The organism is Shewanella canadensis (genome assembly GCF_003966225.1).
GTDB classification, from domain to species: domain Bacteria; phylum Pseudomonadota; class Gammaproteobacteria; order Enterobacterales; family Shewanellaceae; genus Shewanella; species Shewanella canadensis.
In genome coordinates this window covers 224,882-241,271 of the sequence record NZ_RXNU01000006.1, presented here as the reverse complement: position 1 = coordinate 241,271, position 16,390 = coordinate 224,882, and the positions used below count along the sequence as shown (strand labels likewise).

The 16,390-nt window shown below is 46.9% G+C and carries 11 protein-coding genes; 5 read left to right on the top strand and 6 right to left on the bottom strand.

Annotation, left to right across the window (positions count from 1 at the left end; genetic code table 11):
• Window positions 1–348 precede the first annotated feature (348 nt).
• The 4 genes from EKG38_RS13525 (at window position 349) to EKG38_RS13510 (ending at window position 5,054) form a co-directional block, all read left to right on the top strand.
• On the top strand, window positions 349–747 hold the full coding sequence (locus tag EKG38_RS13525; RefSeq protein ID WP_126520766.1) for a hypothetical protein: 399 nt from the start codon (window positions 349–351) through the stop codon (window positions 745–747).
• A 204-nt stretch (window positions 748–951) separates the two neighbouring features.
• On the top strand, window positions 952–2,313 hold the full coding sequence (locus EKG38_RS13520; protein WP_126520765.1) for a leucyl aminopeptidase family protein: 1,362 nt from the start codon (window positions 952–954) through the stop codon (window positions 2,311–2,313).
• A 480-nt stretch (window positions 2,314–2,793) separates the two neighbouring features.
• Window positions 2,794–4,002: a NupC/NupG family nucleoside CNT transporter gene (locus EKG38_RS13515; protein ID WP_126520764.1), complete on the top strand. Its 1,209-nt coding sequence runs from the start codon at window positions 2,794–2,796 to the stop codon at window positions 4,000–4,002.
• Between the two features lie 266 nt (window positions 4,003–4,268).
• Window positions 4,269–5,054, top strand: coding sequence for a helix-turn-helix transcriptional regulator (locus tag EKG38_RS13510; RefSeq protein WP_185826853.1), 786 nt, complete (start codon window positions 4,269–4,271; stop codon window positions 5,052–5,054).
• 172 nt (window positions 5,055–5,226) lie between these two features.
• Here EKG38_RS13510 and EKG38_RS13505 read toward each other — a convergent pair whose 3' ends face one another.
• The 5 genes from EKG38_RS13505 to EKG38_RS13485 all read right to left on the bottom strand — a co-directional run bounded on the left by EKG38_RS13505 (window position 5,227) and on the right by EKG38_RS13485 (window position 13,718).
• Window positions 5,227–6,795, bottom strand: coding sequence for a hypothetical protein (locus EKG38_RS13505; RefSeq protein WP_126520762.1), 1,569 nt, complete (start codon window positions 6,793–6,795; stop codon window positions 5,227–5,229).
• Window positions 6,796–7,074: 279 nt separating this feature from the next.
• Window positions 7,075–8,673 (bottom strand): ABC-F family ATPase, encoded by a 1,599-nt coding sequence (locus EKG38_RS13500; protein ID WP_126520761.1) that lies wholly within the window; start codon window positions 8,671–8,673, stop codon window positions 7,075–7,077.
• Between the two features lie 289 nt (window positions 8,674–8,962).
• A complete protein-coding gene (gntH, locus tag EKG38_RS13495; protein ID WP_126520760.1) occupies window positions 8,963–10,222 on the bottom strand; it encodes a guanitoxin biosynthesis MBL fold metallo-hydrolase GntH in 1,260 nt (419 codons plus the stop codon).
• Window positions 10,223–10,375: 153 nt separating this feature from the next.
• A complete protein-coding gene (locus EKG38_RS13490) occupies window positions 10,376–11,305 on the bottom strand; it encodes a LysR family transcriptional regulator (protein WP_126520759.1) in 930 nt (309 codons plus the stop codon).
• 154 nt (window positions 11,306–11,459) lie between these two features.
• Window positions 11,460–13,718 (bottom strand): heavy metal translocating P-type ATPase, encoded by a 2,259-nt coding sequence (locus EKG38_RS13485; protein ID WP_126520758.1) that lies wholly within the window; start codon window positions 13,716–13,718, stop codon window positions 11,460–11,462.
• Between the two features lie 143 nt (window positions 13,719–13,861).
• Here EKG38_RS13485 and EKG38_RS13480 point away from each other — a divergent pair, with 143 nt between their 5' ends.
• Window positions 13,862–14,242, top strand: coding sequence for a MerR family DNA-binding protein (locus EKG38_RS13480; protein ID WP_126520757.1), 381 nt, complete (start codon window positions 13,862–13,864; stop codon window positions 14,240–14,242).
• Window positions 14,243–14,336: 94 nt separating this feature from the next.
• Here EKG38_RS13480 and EKG38_RS13475 read toward each other — a convergent pair whose 3' ends face one another.
• Entirely contained in the window at window positions 14,337–16,388 is a 2,052-nt protein-coding gene (locus tag EKG38_RS13475) for a S9 family peptidase (RefSeq protein WP_126520756.1), read from the bottom strand.
• Window positions 16,389–16,390 lie beyond the last annotated feature (2 nt).

The window sequence follows — 16,390 nt, the reverse complement described above, 5'->3', positions numbered from 1 at the left end:
CTCGCCTTCCAGGAGTGTTTTTGGCTGCCTACTTCTACGTTGAATGACTTCAGAAGGGATCACCATTCCCTCATCCATTCGCCTTGAATTAGTTTGCCAAAAGACTCTGAGTAGATCACTTTCTTATCCCGATTGGTATACATCATATACAGGAAGTCGCGCTCATTTTCCTGACTAACCAATCATTGATGAAAAGAGTGGATACAATATAAGACCAATGGTCATTCCACTCACCCGCTTCCTATAAACTAGATTTAAAGAGTAGCAACATGACAATCATAAGAATTACTTACACAAAGAAGAAACCATAACTATGCCAATGAGACAGCCTGTGAGACAATCCGCGCCATGAAAATATACGCCCATGTTCATAAAGCGCCCATTCGAGTCTTCCGCATCAGCAAGCGGCGCTTTTCGATACGTATAAAACGCGATCTAATCATCCTCAAGGAAGCATTGGCGCAGGAAAAGCAGGAGACCAAAGAGATGTTGGTCACCTACAAACGTTACACCCGAAAGCAGGCCAATCGTGAAGAACTGCGAGAAGCTAACAGGCAATTCGGGGATCTGTTAAAAGGACTGGGACTTGGCATGTTTGCAGTATTGCCATTCGCTCCGATCACTATCCCATTGGTGGTAAAAGTCGGCAAAATGGTCGGGGTCGATGTATTACCCAGCTCATTTAATAATATGTCAGAGAGAAAAAGACAGCGAAAATCTCCGGTGTTGGCTGGCAGTAAAGATTAATGTTCTGACTTTCCTTTTGAGTCTGCATTATACAATCTGAACTACAGCTGGATAACACTCCTACCTGTATTGTGATACCGAAATCCCCTCCCCGCTTCCCCCCGAATTCATAGCCTGTTACCCTAATGGTATATACTCAATTTTTAATGAGTTGTTCACTCTTCCCTAACTATTTTAACTACCAGCAGAGAGTACGAGTCCCACATGACTGATTTATTGATTTCAGGCGTTCCAGGCACGCCACTGACCATCTTACACACAGATTCTTATGCCGACTGGTTGGCGCAGCAAGAGCAGCAAACGAAGAACTGGCTAAGCAGCACACAGTTTACCGGCAAGGGCATGAGCCTTATCCCCTCGGCCAACGGCGAGCTGGCACAGGTTATCTTAGTAAGCGCTGAGACTGAGTCTTACTGGTTATGTGGCGATCTCGTTAGCCAGCTTCCAGCAGGAAAATATGCAATTACCGGCTCTGATGAGCAGATAAAGGTCGCCGCATTCAGTTGGGGATTGGGTGCCTATACCTTCGATAGATATAAGGCCAGTGAAAAGGTCTTCCCTCAGCTTGTATTGCCGACTCAGGCACAAGCCGATGAAGCACTGAAGATGGTGCGTTCAGTCTCTATTGTACGTGATCTGGTCAACACGCCGGCTGCCGATATGATGCCACAGCATTTAGGTGAGACTCTGGAAAGTTTAGCCAGCGAATTTGGTGCAAGTGTCACACAAATTGTGGGCGACGAGCTGCTGGAGCAGAACTACCCGACTATCCATATGGTTGGCCGCGCAAGTGAGAACTTACCACGTCTTATCGACCTTACCTGGGGAGATGAAGATGCGCCGAAAGTCACCTTAGTCGGTAAAGGGGTCTGCTTCGACTCCGGTGGACTGGATCTTAAACCTGGCGCGGGTATGCGTCTGATGAAGAAAGATATGGGCGGCGCCGCGCATGTTATCGGCTTAGCACATCAGATCATGGCCAGTAACTTGCCAATCCGCCTCCGCGTGCTTGTTCCTGCGGTAGAAAATGCCGTATCTGCCAATGCGTTCAGACCCGGGGATGTCATTAAAACCCGTAAAGGGCTCACGGTTGAGATCGATAATACCGATGCCGAGGGGCGCTTGGTCCTGTGTGACGCGCTCGCCGAAGCCAACAATGACAAGCCTGAGCTTATGATAGACTTCGCCACGCTTACCGGTGCAATGCGTATCGCTCTGGGAACTGAGCTCCCCGGTTTCTTCAGTAATGATGATCAGGTGGCTATAGACATGACTCAGTCTGGCCTTAAGGTTCAAGATCCAATCTGGCGCATGCCACTTCATAAGCCATACTTCGAGCTGACCGGCAGTGATATCGCCGATCTAGCAAACTGCGGCAAGGTACCGTTTGGTGGCGCAATTACTGCAGCCCTCTATCTAGAAGCCTTTGTCGATGAAGATATCAGCTGGAGTCACTTCGATGTGATGGCCTGGAATAACCGTAAACTGCCCGGTCGCCCTATTGGCGGTGAAGCCTTCGGTATCCGCGCCGTATTTGACTACCTGCAGACGCGTTTCAATAAATAATCGATAAACGAATACCAACCGATACCACCTCATAAGGCCTGCTTGCAGGCCTTTCTCTTTCTCTCCCACCACTCTGCACTATTAAGTAATAATATTTCAACAAAAATGCTAAATTCAGTATAAAATCCCATAAAAAATCGCCAGCCAGTCTACAATCTAGTCAAACTGTAATTTAGCAACATTAATTACTTTTAATCTGTAATGTTTTTTGTATAATCCTTTTCCGGCTCGAACCTCAGGTTCAAAGCTGGCTGTTACAAGGACAAGTGATCGACCCACGGAGTTGGACCGGCAAAACTTTTGTAAGTTTTAAAGGTGATCTTTTCTTGTATCAATGGCCGGACAACTCAAACCGCTCGTCTAAGTGTCTTCACTTGACGACGTCAAATGTCGCTTTATCAAAAGCGTGCCCCAGCGTCATCAAAACAAGCATACGATCATCTTCGACTTACTCCTTTGTAGTTCAAACTTGGATAAATCATGCAGTTGTTGATTAGCTTGGCCGGGATCTTATTTCTTATACTCTGTGGCTGGATTTTCTCTGAAAATCGCGGTGCAATTAAATGGCGTACCGTTATCGGTGCACTAACCCTTCAGGCAGGCTTTGCTGCCCTGGTCCTCTACGTCCCCATGGGACAACAGGTACTGGGCAGCGTCAGTCAAGGCGTCGCATCGGTGTTAAGATTTGCCGACGAAGGGATTAAATTTCTGTTTGGCGATCTGGCCAGCACAGGATTCATATTTGCGATTAGAGTATTACCTCTGGTGATATTCATCAGTGCCCTCATCTCCATGTTGTACTACTTCGGCATCATGCAGTGGGTGATAAAAATCATTGGCGGAGCACTACAAAAGTTACTCGGCATCAGCCGCGCAGAGTCTTTGGTCGCCACCGGAAACATCTTTCTGAGTCAGGGGGAGTCGCCATTGCTGGTTAAGCCTTTCCTGCCAAAAATGACCCGCTCGGAGCTCTTTGCAGTTATGACCGGCGGAATGGCATCGGTAGCGGGCAGTGTCTTAGGTGGATATGCGGGTTTAGGTGTAGACCTTAAGTTCCTCATCGCGGCGAGCTTTATGGCCGCACCGGGCAGTCTGATGATGGCAAAGTTACTGGTACCGGAAGTCGAGACTCCTGATGCAGGCCAGGCAATCGATATGAACAAGAGTGAGCACAGCAATGCCATCGACGCCTTAGCCTCCGGCGCCATGAATGGTATGCGGGTAGCCGTGGCTATCGGTACTATGCTTATCGCATTTATCAGCGTCATCGCTATGTTTAACGCTGGTCTGGAACAGTTAGGTTTATGGTTCAACTTCGAAGGTGTCACGCTTCAAAGCCTGCTGGGTTATCTCTTCGCACCCGTAGCCTTTATCATAGGTGTACCTGCCAATGAGATGATGCAAGCAGGAGGATTCATCGGGCAGAAGCTTATCCTGAATGAATTTGTCGCCTTCATGGACTTTGTCTCGGTGAAAGATCAACTCTCGGCCCACTCTCAGATCATCATCACCTTCGCTCTGTGTGGTTTTGCCAACATAGGTTCAATTGCGATTCAGCTCGGCAGCATAGGTGTAATGGCGCCTGAGCGCAGCGCAGATGTGGCAAACTTAGGCTTTAAGGCCGTTCTTGCCGCCACATTGGCTAACCTGATGAGTGCAGTTTTAGCCGGAATATTCTTCAGTATTTAACGATTAGTCAAGACAAAGAGCTATACACGAAAGGCGAACCGAGTGGTTCGCCTTTTTATTGCTTAGTTTTTGTCATAACGGTATCCGCTTATTGTCATAAACATAAGGTAAGGAGTCCTGAAGTTTTCTAAGTTCGGGGATTTTCGTCTTCCTCTCCCTATTTTGACTTAGGTCAAAGATAACAAAAAAACCTACCTTACAGCTTGAAATTCTCTCTCACAACATGTTACCTGTATGTTACCAAAGTTATTATTGTAATGAAGAGTATGGACTGGAATAAGTTCGCAGTATGGCAGCAAGGACTCATTGCAACTCAGAATATCAGGCTGATACAAGGGGAAGATTTTGCTCTCCTCTCAACTTGGATAGAAGCTGACGTCATAACCATCACCCTTGTCGATACAGGATTATCATTTCAACATACTTGGTCACCTCAGCTATCAGAGCAAGATATTGCTTTCTACGGCAAGCATAAAGCACACGATGTTTACCTCAATACCTACCTTAAACAGGGGCTTATTGGAGCATCACATTTCATGCATGACCTGTTACCAATACAAAAAATTCAAGACCCGATATTTTTAGACACTCTGCAGCCTTATTTTAAATTCAATCACTCTTTAAGCCAGATAGCCTGCTACCCCAAACACCTCTATCTCATTTTTACCGCTCATCGCTTCTCTAAGGCGTTCGACCGCAATGCTCGTGCCCTGCAACAACAACTTAGTCATTCTCTGGCTCCTTGGGTCTTAGCTACTCACTACCATAATTTGGCGCAGCAACAAGCCGATTTTGCATCGCAACAATGTCTACAGTCCTTTCCGCTGAGGGCTTTAGTCCCCCAACCGATCCGACTCACTCAAGCTGAAAATCAAGTTTTACACCTACTAATTGGTGGTGAGTCAGGCAGTGAAATAGCAAGAATAAGAAATGTGTCTAAAGAAACCATCAAGAGCCAAATTAAAAGCCTGTTGCATAAGACTGGGACCCGGCATCAAAATGAATTATTAAGCCGCTATGCCCATGACAAGCTCTTCACTATGTCCCCATAAAAGGCAGATACATTAAGCTTCAAAGATGAACATTAACTAAAAGCAATCAAAAAAAAGCCTATCAACTCGGAGGAATAGATAGGCTTAAAGTTGCGCTTCGCAATCACAAAAAAATATTCCAATTTAGCTTTATTTTATAACGAATGACTAAGCCACTATATCAACACCCAGCTTAGCGTACTTGCTTAATCGCGATAGCATAGGCTGCTTTTCCGTCGTAGATTGACGTCACCACCATAAGATCTTTCGCCTGATTCATCGCCCAAAGATCCTCATCCCCGGTAAATAAACCATTGTTGAGGCTCATCGTCATGGATTGATCTGTTAACGAGGCACCTTCTGAGGTGGCAACATGGCTCCATGTGGCATTGCCCTTATCATCAAACGACAAGTTCACTATCCAGTAGCCAAAGTCGGCAGGATCCATATCCCCCTCATTGGGCACTTGTAAATTATACAATCGCCACTCCCCTTGCAGGTCAGCCAAAGAGGGAGTAAGGCTAGACTTTAGCATCACCACCAAGCTCGCTCTACCTGCCTTGTGTCCATGGCGTACGATGACGTCATTACTTCTAGATATGTACATCAAGCTGGTTTCATCATCGCCCTCAAATGTGACTTTTCCGGCATCATTAAGTGAGAATGTAAGCTCCTCGGTCTCTGTTTGTGCTTGTTGGTTGGGGAGCGCCATCTCATGGATAACCGCGTGCCCCTGTGCATCAATCTGCATGGAGTCGGCCCAAACTCCGAACTCTGATGGGTTAAAGTTGTCAGCGACTGGAGTTTCTATAGAGAGGTTATGCCATTGCCCTTCGAGATCGCTCACACTGTGGCCATTAGACAGCTTGATAGCCAATCCTAATTCTTGTTCAAGTCCATCGTCATCTGCAAAGTAGTTAGCAATAATATCCTTATTAGCACTCAAGCCCATATCCAGACCAGCCACGCCTTCATCAATAAGTGTGATCATTCCCCTTTCATCCATACTTATGCCATAGGTTTCTGTATCCAGCTCCCTGCCCGGATTTTTAATCAATGCGGTACTAGTGATACTAGCCTGCTCAGTCACATCCCAACTTTCAACGGTATAGCTCAAACTATTTTGCGACGCCGTCCCCATTACCGGAATAGAAAAGAATACGCTGTGCCAACGCCCGGTCAGATCTGCTAGTTGATACGGACGCCCTTGGCCAAAATGTGCTAAGGCCTCGTTGGAATCAACCAAATCATCGGCGCTCATTCCCGCAACAACAAGTGCAGCAGTCGCCTGTTGATCAAATAGTGGATCTTGGGGGTCCATCTGCGTTCCAGCCAAAATCTCATTTATCTCATCGGCTAATTGAATACCATTTTCCGCATCATGATCTTGGTCTAGAGACTGTAAAATACGCAAGGTGTTTACCACACCAGTATCTGATGCTGAATCGGTTTGATAGAGATCCATCGGAGTAACTTCTTCTTGAGCAGTCACAGATGGAAAACGCGTTCCTCCCAAGAAAAATACCACCTCCTCGCCCTGTAGATAGTCAAACTGACCCTCAGCGTCCGTCACACCAGATTGACTAGCAGTTTCAAATCCAAGACCAGATACGGGGCTATCGGAAAAAACACCACTAAGAACAACGGGTGTAGGTACTGGTTCTGGCGATGAATCATTGTCACTCCCACCGCAGCCGACCATTGTAATGCTTAGGCCAAGAGCAAAATAGATAAGAGATTTTTTACTTTGTGTTTTCATCATCTCATTCCTTATATTGATACGTAACGTAAGCATCGAATAAACAATATGTTTTGGCATCCCCCTTACGGGGGACAAGTAAACGAATTGCGAAGAGAAACGAGATTCTCGGACAAAAACAATTATATGAAAGAAAGACACTCTTTATGACAAGATGGTCATAAACGTTCCAAACATAACGCCAATTTGTATGCATCCCTGCCAAATATGCATAAATGTTCCAGACATAAAAAAGCCCCAGATTCCTCTGAGGCTTTTCAATAATTTGTTAGCGTGAAAGGCTTAGCCTTCAACAACACCTTTGCTTACCAGGAACTCATCGTAAGTTCCCTTGAAATCATTGATGCCATCTTTGCTGATCTCTATGATGCGAGTTGCCAGAGATGATACAAATGCACGGTCATGACTGACAAACAGCAAGGTACCTTCGTACATCTCGAGTGCATTGTTCAATGACTCGATTGATTCCATATCCATGTGGTTAGTTGGTTCATCCAGCAATAAGATGTTTGGCTTTTGCATGATAAGCTTACCAAATAACATACGGCCTTTCTCACCACCAGAAAGCACTTTAACCGACTTCTTAATGTCATCGGAACCAAATAGCATGCGGCCTAAGTAGCCACGAACCGATTGATCGTCATCTTCCGGCTTGCGCCATTGGCTCATCCACTCGAACAAGGTCATCTCGTTTTCGAAATCTGATTCATGATCCTGTGCGTAGTAACCAATCGATGAGTTTTCAGACCATTGAATTGTTCCGCTATCTTGTGGGATATCGTGAACTAAGGTACGCAGTAAGGTTGTCTTACCCACACCGTTATCACCCAAAATAGCAATGCGCTCGCCCACTTCAGCCATGAGGTTCATGTCTTTAAATAACGGGCTATCATCGAAGCCTTTAGTTAAGTTTTCAACCACTAAGGCATTACGGAACAATTTCTTCTCTTGCTCGAATCGGATAAACGGGTTCACACGGCTCGATGCTTTAATATCATCAAGCTTAATCTTGTCGATGAGCTTAGCACGTGATGTGGCTTGCTTAGCTTTAGATGCGTTAGCAGAGAAACGGGCAACGAAGCCTTGAAGCTCAGCAATCTGGGCTTTCTTCTTCGCATTGTCTGACATCAAACGCTCACGCGATTGTTGAGCTGCCATCATGTACTCATCATAGTTACCAGGGAATAGGCGTAGTTCACCATAATCCAAGTCAGCCATATGGGTACAAACAGAGTTTAAGAAATATCTATCGTGCGAGATGATGATCATGGTGCTGCTACGCTGGTTAAGCATCTCCTGCAACCAACGAATCGTATCGATATCCAAGTTGTTGGTAGGCTCATCGAGAAGCAACACATCTGGATCGGAAAATAGTGCCTGTGCCAAAAGGACACGCAGCTTGAAGCCAGGTGCAATTTCGCTCATCAAACCGAAATGTTGCTCGACACCGATACCGACACCCATTAAGAGTTCGCCAGCGCGAGACTCGGCGGTATAACCATCCATCTCGGCGAAGTCCATCTCAAGGTTGGCAACCTGAATCCCCTCCTCTTCTGTCATTTCTGGCAGAGAGTAGATACGGTCACGCTCCTGCTTAACTTTCCAAAGTTCAGCATGACCCATGATAACGGTATCGACGACATTAAACGTTTCATAACCAAACTGGTTCTGGCTTAGTTTACCCAGACGTTCATTCACATCTAATGAAACGTTACCCGATGTTGGTTCAAGATCGCCGGCAAGGATCTTCATAAAGGTTGACTTACCACAGCCGTTAGCGCCGATCAGACCGTATCTGTTTCCGCCGCCAAATTTGACTGAGAGGTTTTCAAACAGTGGCTTAGCGCCAAACTGCATGGTGATATTAGCTGTAGTAATCAAGTTTAAGTATTCCGAATTCAGTTATGCGATGCGCGGCGAACTCACGCTGCCAGCGCTTGAGTGAGCAAAATCAAGCGCGAAAGTATAGTAGATCAGGCTAAAATTATCAAGTTCAGGAGACGCCGCCACTCTGGCATATAATGCATCCAAGGTGAGTAAATGGAACTGGCCTTTGAATCGCAAGCAAGATTTAAGATAGCCCAAGACAACACCATCATTTCAAATTTATGAGCTTAACTGAGAGCAGAAAGACCAGCAGCGATGATACTACCGGTCTTTTGAAAATGACTTAGTGTTCTTGCTCGAGCCTTGTTTGTGACACCCAACTTGGCGTTAACCCTTCGGTGGGTTTAGCATCATAAGTCGGCTCAGTATCGGTTTTTGGCGATGGCGCCGACCAAGATAGCAGGTCGGTTCTGGCCATTCTGGTCACCACCTGCTCTTTACTGACATTTATCACCATCAGATCTTGAGCAATCGCCACCGGGCCCGAATAGGTTTTCTCCATCCCGGCAAAAGCCCCATCTATGGTGTCCTCATTAGTAAAAAAGTGGGTTCCTACCCCCAATCTTGGCTGAGCAATAGAAAATATCTGCCCCAACTCCTCCGGCGAGGTGTGCTTGTGAGCAATATTTTGAGCAAGGGCTAACGGCATTGCATTTTTTTCTGCGAATGTGGACGCATCGATAAACAGTTCATGGATAAATACATCGACCCCTCTTGCCATCTCAGCCTCAAACCTTGTGGGTTCACTGTCACCGGTAAAGGCCATAGATAAACCATTCCACTCCAGGCGGTAACCCACAGCCCCCTCTAAGATATGATCTACGGGGAAAGCATAAATCTTCACATCATTTTCATGGTAAACAAGCTGACGCGGGGTTTCAGGGCTGAATTTTTTATAGTCAAATTCATGAGCTTTTATCTCCATTCCCTCCCGCGCCGCGATTCCTGTTTTACTCAGCACGTGCCAGGCTGCCGCCTTTTCAACATGCTCAACAAACGCCGCAACACCGAGTTCCGGGGTGTGGCCCGACGCCCCCCACACATGCAGCGGCGTATTTCTCCCCCAGCCCATCGAATCCCATAGATTAAAGATGCCGCCTACATGATCTAAATGCAGATGCGTAACAAACACCTTATCGAGCGTCGACAGAGGAATACCTAAACTCCATAGCGCCGGCACAGTTCCGCCTCCGATATCGAAGATAAAATTATCTCCATTGCCAAGCTCAACCAACCAGCTGGTCGATGCCTGACCGAGTCTGACCGGGGGGTTGCCCGACCCTATGGTCGTAATGCGCATCTCGTCCACATTCAAGGCTTCCTGACCCGCAATAAAATGCGTCGGGTAAGATTTTAGCTCCTCTATCGATTCAGCAACAACTGGCGTATTGGTCAACGGCAGACCGCATAAAGGGACCGGGTAACCGGCTTCGGTATAGCTACACTCCCTTGGAAAGCGGAAGTCTTCCGGTTTTTCGGCTAAAGCTTGTCCGCTGATGAAAAGTGCAAGAAAAGAGGTTATCAATCTGGAGCTGTATTTCATGGAATTTCCACCCTATCGACTAAAGCAAACATCCCTGGTGCATTTAAATAATTCGGCCGTGAATCACTGTTCGACACCCATATTAATCGATAGGGGGAGTAAGGCTATGAATAGGAGATATTCATTTTTGATAGAGCTGAGCCTGATGAACAATCACTTATGTAGACTAGAGAAACATGATTGGATAACACTATTAATAGCCTGATGCAGGGGACTGCTACGCCGAGTCTGTAAAAAGGAACCTACTAGATTCATCGTAATTAATGCGTCATCACGGACGGGAAGAGGGCAGCTTCGAAGCTCAGGGTAGAGCTCTGTAATATACTCGCTGCCAATCATAATGGCATTTCTAGTCGTTAGATAATAACAAGCAGTCTTCAGACTGTGAGTTTTAAGCCTGATATCGGCTTCATAGCCTTCTCGTTTGTAAACCTGTGAGATAAGGCTGTTACGCTCATTAAACTCAGGGAGCAAAAGTTGAACGATAGGATGTTGTGCTAACTCCTCCCACCCCAAATGAGTTACCCCCTCAAAAGCTGGGTGAGACCCAGCAAAGAGTAAGGTATTTCTTATAGAGAACAAGGAAGTTTGATGTAACTCTTGGGGTAAACCGTAGTTTTGAAACTGAATACAATAATCGACCTCTCCCCTGCACACCTTCTCAAGACTTCCCTCTTTCCAATAGTCCAGCTCAAGGCTGGCCTTGGGAAAGGCTTCAGTTAAGGCTGTCACCAATTCTTGACTAAATACTTCTAACAGGTAGGTATTAATCAATAAAGAGATGCGTCCACCATATGTTGAAGGACTAAAATCCCGGTAGGTTTCGACCACATGAGAGATGGGAGTCAGCATATCTTCACAGGCTTGTGCTAATTTATAAGCGAGAAAAGAGGGTTCTACCCCATGTGCTTTTCTTAAGAAGAGTTGTTCACCAAACTCACTGCGCAAACGGCTCAAAGCACGACTCACCGTCGTTTGAGAGATATTGAGCTGCTCCGCAGTTTTTTGGGTACTTTTTGTTGCCACAAGCACCCTTAATATTCTCAACAAGTTCAGATCGAATTCATCAAGCCTGGTCTTCATCTTCGCCCTTCTCGTTTGTTCATCTCAACTTTAATATAACCTCTTATTTTCAAGTTGGTTAGTGAATGTTTAACAAGATGGTGGACTGGTCATTAACTCACCGGGACCAATAGGTTAGAAGAGTGCAGGCGCACTCTTCTAACATCAATAGCGATTAATTCAACTTCTGATGTCTTAATCGATTCGCATTAGTGACCACAGTCAGTGAAGACAATGCCATCGCCCCTCCCGCGATAACGGGGCTGAGCAGCATTCCGGTAAAGGGAAACAACACGCCTGCGGCAATGGGGATGCCTAAACTATTATAGATAAAGGCCCCAAACAGGTTCTGCTTGATGTTTCGCATACTCGCACTAGCCAGAGAGAAGGTATCGGCCAGGACTGATAATCTGCCAGAGAGGAAGGTCAGATCGGCGCTCTCTATCGCCACTTGCGTGCCATCTCCCATCGCTATCCCCACATCTGCGCTGACTAATGCAGGCGCATCATTAATCCCATCCCCCACCATGGCCACAATCTCACCGCTGCTTTTAAGGTCGATAATATGTTGCTGCTTCTGCTCGGGTAGCACCCCGGCTATCACCTCCTCAATCCCCACCTGCTTGGCCACGGCATTCGCGGTTTTCTGGTTATCTCCGCTGAGTAAGATCACACGCTTACCCGATTTTTTTAACGCCGAGATAGCATCGAAGGCATCGGGTTTAAGCGGGTCGGTAATGGCGATAACCGCCGTCAAAGCCCCCTCTAGGGCGACAAAAACCGGGGTTTTCCCCATCTCGGCAAACTCTATGACCTCATTTTCCAGTGCATCTATGTCATGGACGCTCTGCATTTTCATTAACTCCATGTTACCCACGGTCAACTGTCGGCCATCGACAACACCGACAATGCCCTTACCTTGATAATTAGTAAACTGTTCGGGCTCAACCAAGGGTAACTTTCTGGATTTAGCTTCGCTTAGCATAGCATCGGCTAGCGGGTGCTCTGAGTGTTGCTCCAGACTCGCAACGCTTGTTAACAAGGTTTCTATCCTATCGGGAGCATCGATACTGTTATTTCCTGATGCCAACTGTATATCGGTAACCAAAGGTCGACCTATAGTGATGGTGCCGGTTTTATCAAGTACCACGCAGCTGACTTTACTCGCCGTCTGCAGCGCTTCACCATTTTTTATCAATACCCCCATCTTTGCCGCCCTGCCCACCGATACCATTATCGACATCGGCGTCGCCAAACCTAAGGCGCAGGGACAGGCGATGATTAACACGCTGGTCAGTACGATAAGCGCATGAGATAACTGAGGTGCGGGACCGGCCATAAACCAGATAAATGACGCAGCCAGTGCGATCAGCACCACGATAGGGACAAAGTAAGCCGATATTTTATCGGTTAGGCGACCAATAGGCAGTTTAGATGTTTGCGCCTGTTGAACTAACTCGATGATCTTCGCCAGACGGGTATCATTCAGCCCTGCAGTCACGCCAAATATTAAGCTGCCGTTGCCGTTCACGGTTCCCGCACTCAAGGTATCACCCACAGATTTATTCACGGGTACAGGCTCCCCTGTCAACATAGATTCATTAAGCTGTGAATGACCGGATAACACTTCACCATCGAGTGCGACTCTGTCTCCGGGCTTGAGTCTGAGACGGTCACCTATCTTGATAAAAGCGATTTCAACCTCTTCATCGCCTGAATCGGTCACTCTGATAGCGGTCGTTGACTGCAAACCTATGAGCCTTTGTACCGCTTCACCGGTTTTGCCTTTAGCCCTGAGCTCAAGGGCATGACCTAAGTTGATTAAACCTAAGATCATCACACTGGCTTCAAAATAAACATGCCGGGCCTCGGCAGGAAATCCGCCAGGCATCAACACCACTATCATGGAATATAGCCAGGCACTCGTGGTACCGAGCACAATCAAGGTATCCATGTTAGCGCTACCCGCTTTCAGGGCCCGCCACATACCCTGGTAAAAGTGTCCTCCGGTTGTGATAAGCAGTACTAAAGTTATCAACCCCATCCCTCCCCACAGGAGTTGCTGACTAGGACTGTTGACCATCATTTCACCACCCAGCAGGCCCCACAGCATCATAGGAACACCTAAGCCCAGACCCAAGGATGACTGGATAATACGAGTTCGATACTCGATATTTTCTTCTTTAACCTTAGATTCGGAAGCAAGCTTAGCATCGAGCACCAGCTCGCTGTCATACCCTGCACTGGCTACCGTTGATATGGCTAATTCGCTGGTGATCTCGCCATTAATCAACACCTGCTTTTCACCCAGATTCACCCGCGCATCGACGTTTTCCCCTGACGGCCCCGGGGCTAACTTTGCAAATGCCCCCTCAATCTTGGCAACACAGCTGGCGCAGTTCATTTTAGGTACATATAAAATCATGCTTGTCATAAATTTTGACTCCAAATCATCCAAGATTCATTGAGTTTGCGTTATCTGTAGAACAAGCGTAATGTCTCCCCTAAAGGGAGAGTCAAACAAATTTTTCAACTAATTTAAAAATAGCCCAATGAGGATAGAAGAGAGGACAAAATATGAAGATTGGTGAAGTTGCTAAAGAGACAGGATTATCGATTAAGAGCATTCGCTATTACCATGATATCGGGCTCATCTGTGCTGCACGCGGTGAAAACGGATACAGGGAATATGACCAACCTCAAATTGAGTCACTAAAATTCATCCACCACAGCAGGGATTTAGGCTTCTCACTCGATGACTGCAGAGCCTTACTCGACCTTAAGCTTAATTCTACAAGAGATGCCGAAGACGTTAAGAATTTAGCTAAGGCGCATCTCGAGCTGGTAAGTAGTAGAATTATTAAGCTTCAGGCGCTCGAGGCACAACTAAAGCATTTGGTGGACGACTGCTGCGGAGGGCACCAGCCGGATTGCTCGATTATCAGTAGTTTAAGTTAACCGATATAGTCCAAGCAGCCCCAAAACTATAGTTTGCAGTGATGTTGCTATGTTGCATAGGTCGACGGGCAATAATAGAGGTGCAACACAATAACTATTGGTCATGTTTAAGATTGCGGGCATTTTCCAGACGTAACGGCGCTTGCTCACCTGCCGGCGTGAAACCAAAGACTTTGCCGTAAAAAGCCAGTTCCACCTCGAGGGCTTTGATCTTGTTGTGCGGGTCCTTCAATCCATGCTCTTCGCCATTAAAAGCCAGATAAGCAACAGGCACCCCCTTGGCTTTAAGTGCATTGAATACGGTCTTCGACTGCTTCTGAGCAACAAGGGCATCATCTTGTCCCTGGATCAGTAGCAGAGGCTCGTCGAGTTCCTCCAGGTGATACAAAGGAGAACGCTGACGATAGATATTTTGCTCTTCGGTGCTGAGTCCGACTAAGTGTTCGAGGTATTTTGACTCAAACTTATCCGCCTCTTTACTCAATACTTCCATGTCGCTGATACCCGAATAACTCACCCCGGCCTTAAAGGTGTCAAAGAAGGCTAATGATGACAGCACCGTTAATCCACCCGCGCTGTTTCCCCGCATGGCAAGCTGCAAACCATCGACCCAACCTTTGTTCACCAGATGACCCGCCGCTCTGACCGCATCTTCGACATCCGCTTTGCCCCAGCGGCCATAGATACTTTGACGGTACTTACGCCCGAACCCCGAACTGCCCCGATAATTGAGGTCCATCACCGCAAATCCCCGACTGGTCCAAAACTGAATATCGCGTCTGAAAGCGAGACTCGCCTTAGCCGTAGGTCCACCGTGTAACATCACTAACAGTGGCGGCCTAGAATCCTTAGGAGGGACAAAGCCTGGGTTGACCGGACCATAATAATAACCAAAAACCTGTTCACCATCCCCCGATTCAAAACTGATATTTTCGGCTCTGGAGATATAGTTAGGATCGAGTACCGGCAATTCCGGCGCATAGATTAGTTGAGTACCGCGGCCATTAACTTTATAAACTCCCTTTTCCGGCGTCACTTTTGCGCCGACAAAATAGATCCCATTTTCACCTTTCACGACTTGGGATATCTCACCAAAATCCACCGCTATGGATTCTGTTAATCCGGTATCGAGATAGATACGGATAAGTGATGCCACTCCTTTATGGTTGTAGCTGGCTATAATGGTATTGTCAGACTCAAATGCGTAGTTATGGTTACCCAACTTCCAATCGGGAACGGCAAACTCCGCCTCCATGTCCAGCACATGTTCGAGCTCACCCTGCGAATTGATGCGATACAAGTTCCACCAATTATTAAAGTCGGCCACAAAATAGAGCTGACCGTTCGGGCTATACAGGGGCTGGGTGATCGAGCCTTGACGATCTTCAATCAACCTTCGGGCGTTATGTAGCCCGCCCTTAGGCTCAAGCTCACCGACCCATAATTGTGTATTATCCCAAGGCATATTGGGATGGTTCCATGAGATCCAAGCCATCTGGTTATTATCCGGTGAGACCCTGGGAGCCGAATAAAAATCGGCTCCGGAGATGAGCTGTTCACCCTCGCCAGAGAAATTCAAATTCAGTGCAACCAGACTGGCAACGGGCATACCTTGATTGCGATGATCTTCCCTGACACAGATAATACGGGAGCCTTTGGAATAGGAGACGCAATCGGCATGACGAGTTCCATTGGGAGTGAGCGGAACAGGCTCTTGATTAGGCGCAATTCGATAGAGGAGCTGATCCTTAGCCTTAGAGACAAACAGACTCTGGCCAATGCCGAGAAAAGGGGAACCACCGTGTTCGTGCACCTTAGAACGGACATCAAACTCGTTACTCACAGCATCGGAGACGCTACCATCAAAATCCAGGCGTTTAATACCGACCCGGCCATTGGAGGCTGAATCGGATTGTACAAAATACACGGCATCATTGACGCTCTGTAACTCGCCAAAATTGTCTGATAAGCCGTAGACATCGCTCGCAGATATTGGCGAGGTCCAGCTACCATAAGTGTCAATCTGGCAACCACTGCGCTTATCGATGAGTTCAGTGGGTTCGGTGGGCTCCTTCTTAGAGCAGCCGACAAGCAAACTAAAGAGTAACGCCGAGAAGATATAGATCATATACATGCGAAATCTCATTG

Coding starts and splice junctions, on each gene's coding strand:
- EKG38_RS13525 (WP_126520766.1), top strand. CDS start 349: ATGAAAATATACGCCCATGTTCATAAAGCGCCCATTCGAGTCTTCCGC.
- EKG38_RS13475 (WP_126520756.1), bottom strand. CDS start 16,388: ATGAGATTTCGCATGTATATGATCTATATCTTCTCGGCGTTACTCTTT.
- EKG38_RS13480 (WP_126520757.1), top strand. CDS start 13,862: ATGAAGATTGGTGAAGTTGCTAAAGAGACAGGATTATCGATTAAGAGC.
- gntH (WP_126520760.1), bottom strand. CDS start 10,222: ATGAAATACAGCTCCAGATTGATAACCTCTTTTCTTGCACTTTTCATC.
- EKG38_RS13510 (WP_185826853.1), top strand. CDS start 4,269: ATGGACTGGAATAAGTTCGCAGTATGGCAGCAAGGACTCATTGCAACT.
- EKG38_RS13515 (WP_126520764.1), top strand. CDS start 2,794: ATGCAGTTGTTGATTAGCTTGGCCGGGATCTTATTTCTTATACTCTGT.
- EKG38_RS13505 (WP_126520762.1), bottom strand. CDS start 6,795: ATGATGAAAACACAAAGTAAAAAATCTCTTATCTATTTTGCTCTTGGC.
- EKG38_RS13520 (WP_126520765.1), top strand. CDS start 952: ATGACTGATTTATTGATTTCAGGCGTTCCAGGCACGCCACTGACCATC.
- EKG38_RS13485 (WP_126520758.1), bottom strand. CDS start 13,718: ATGACAAGCATGATTTTATATGTACCTAAAATGAACTGCGCCAGCTGT.
- EKG38_RS13490 (WP_126520759.1), bottom strand. CDS start 11,305: ATGAAGACCAGGCTTGATGAATTCGATCTGAACTTGTTGAGAATATTA.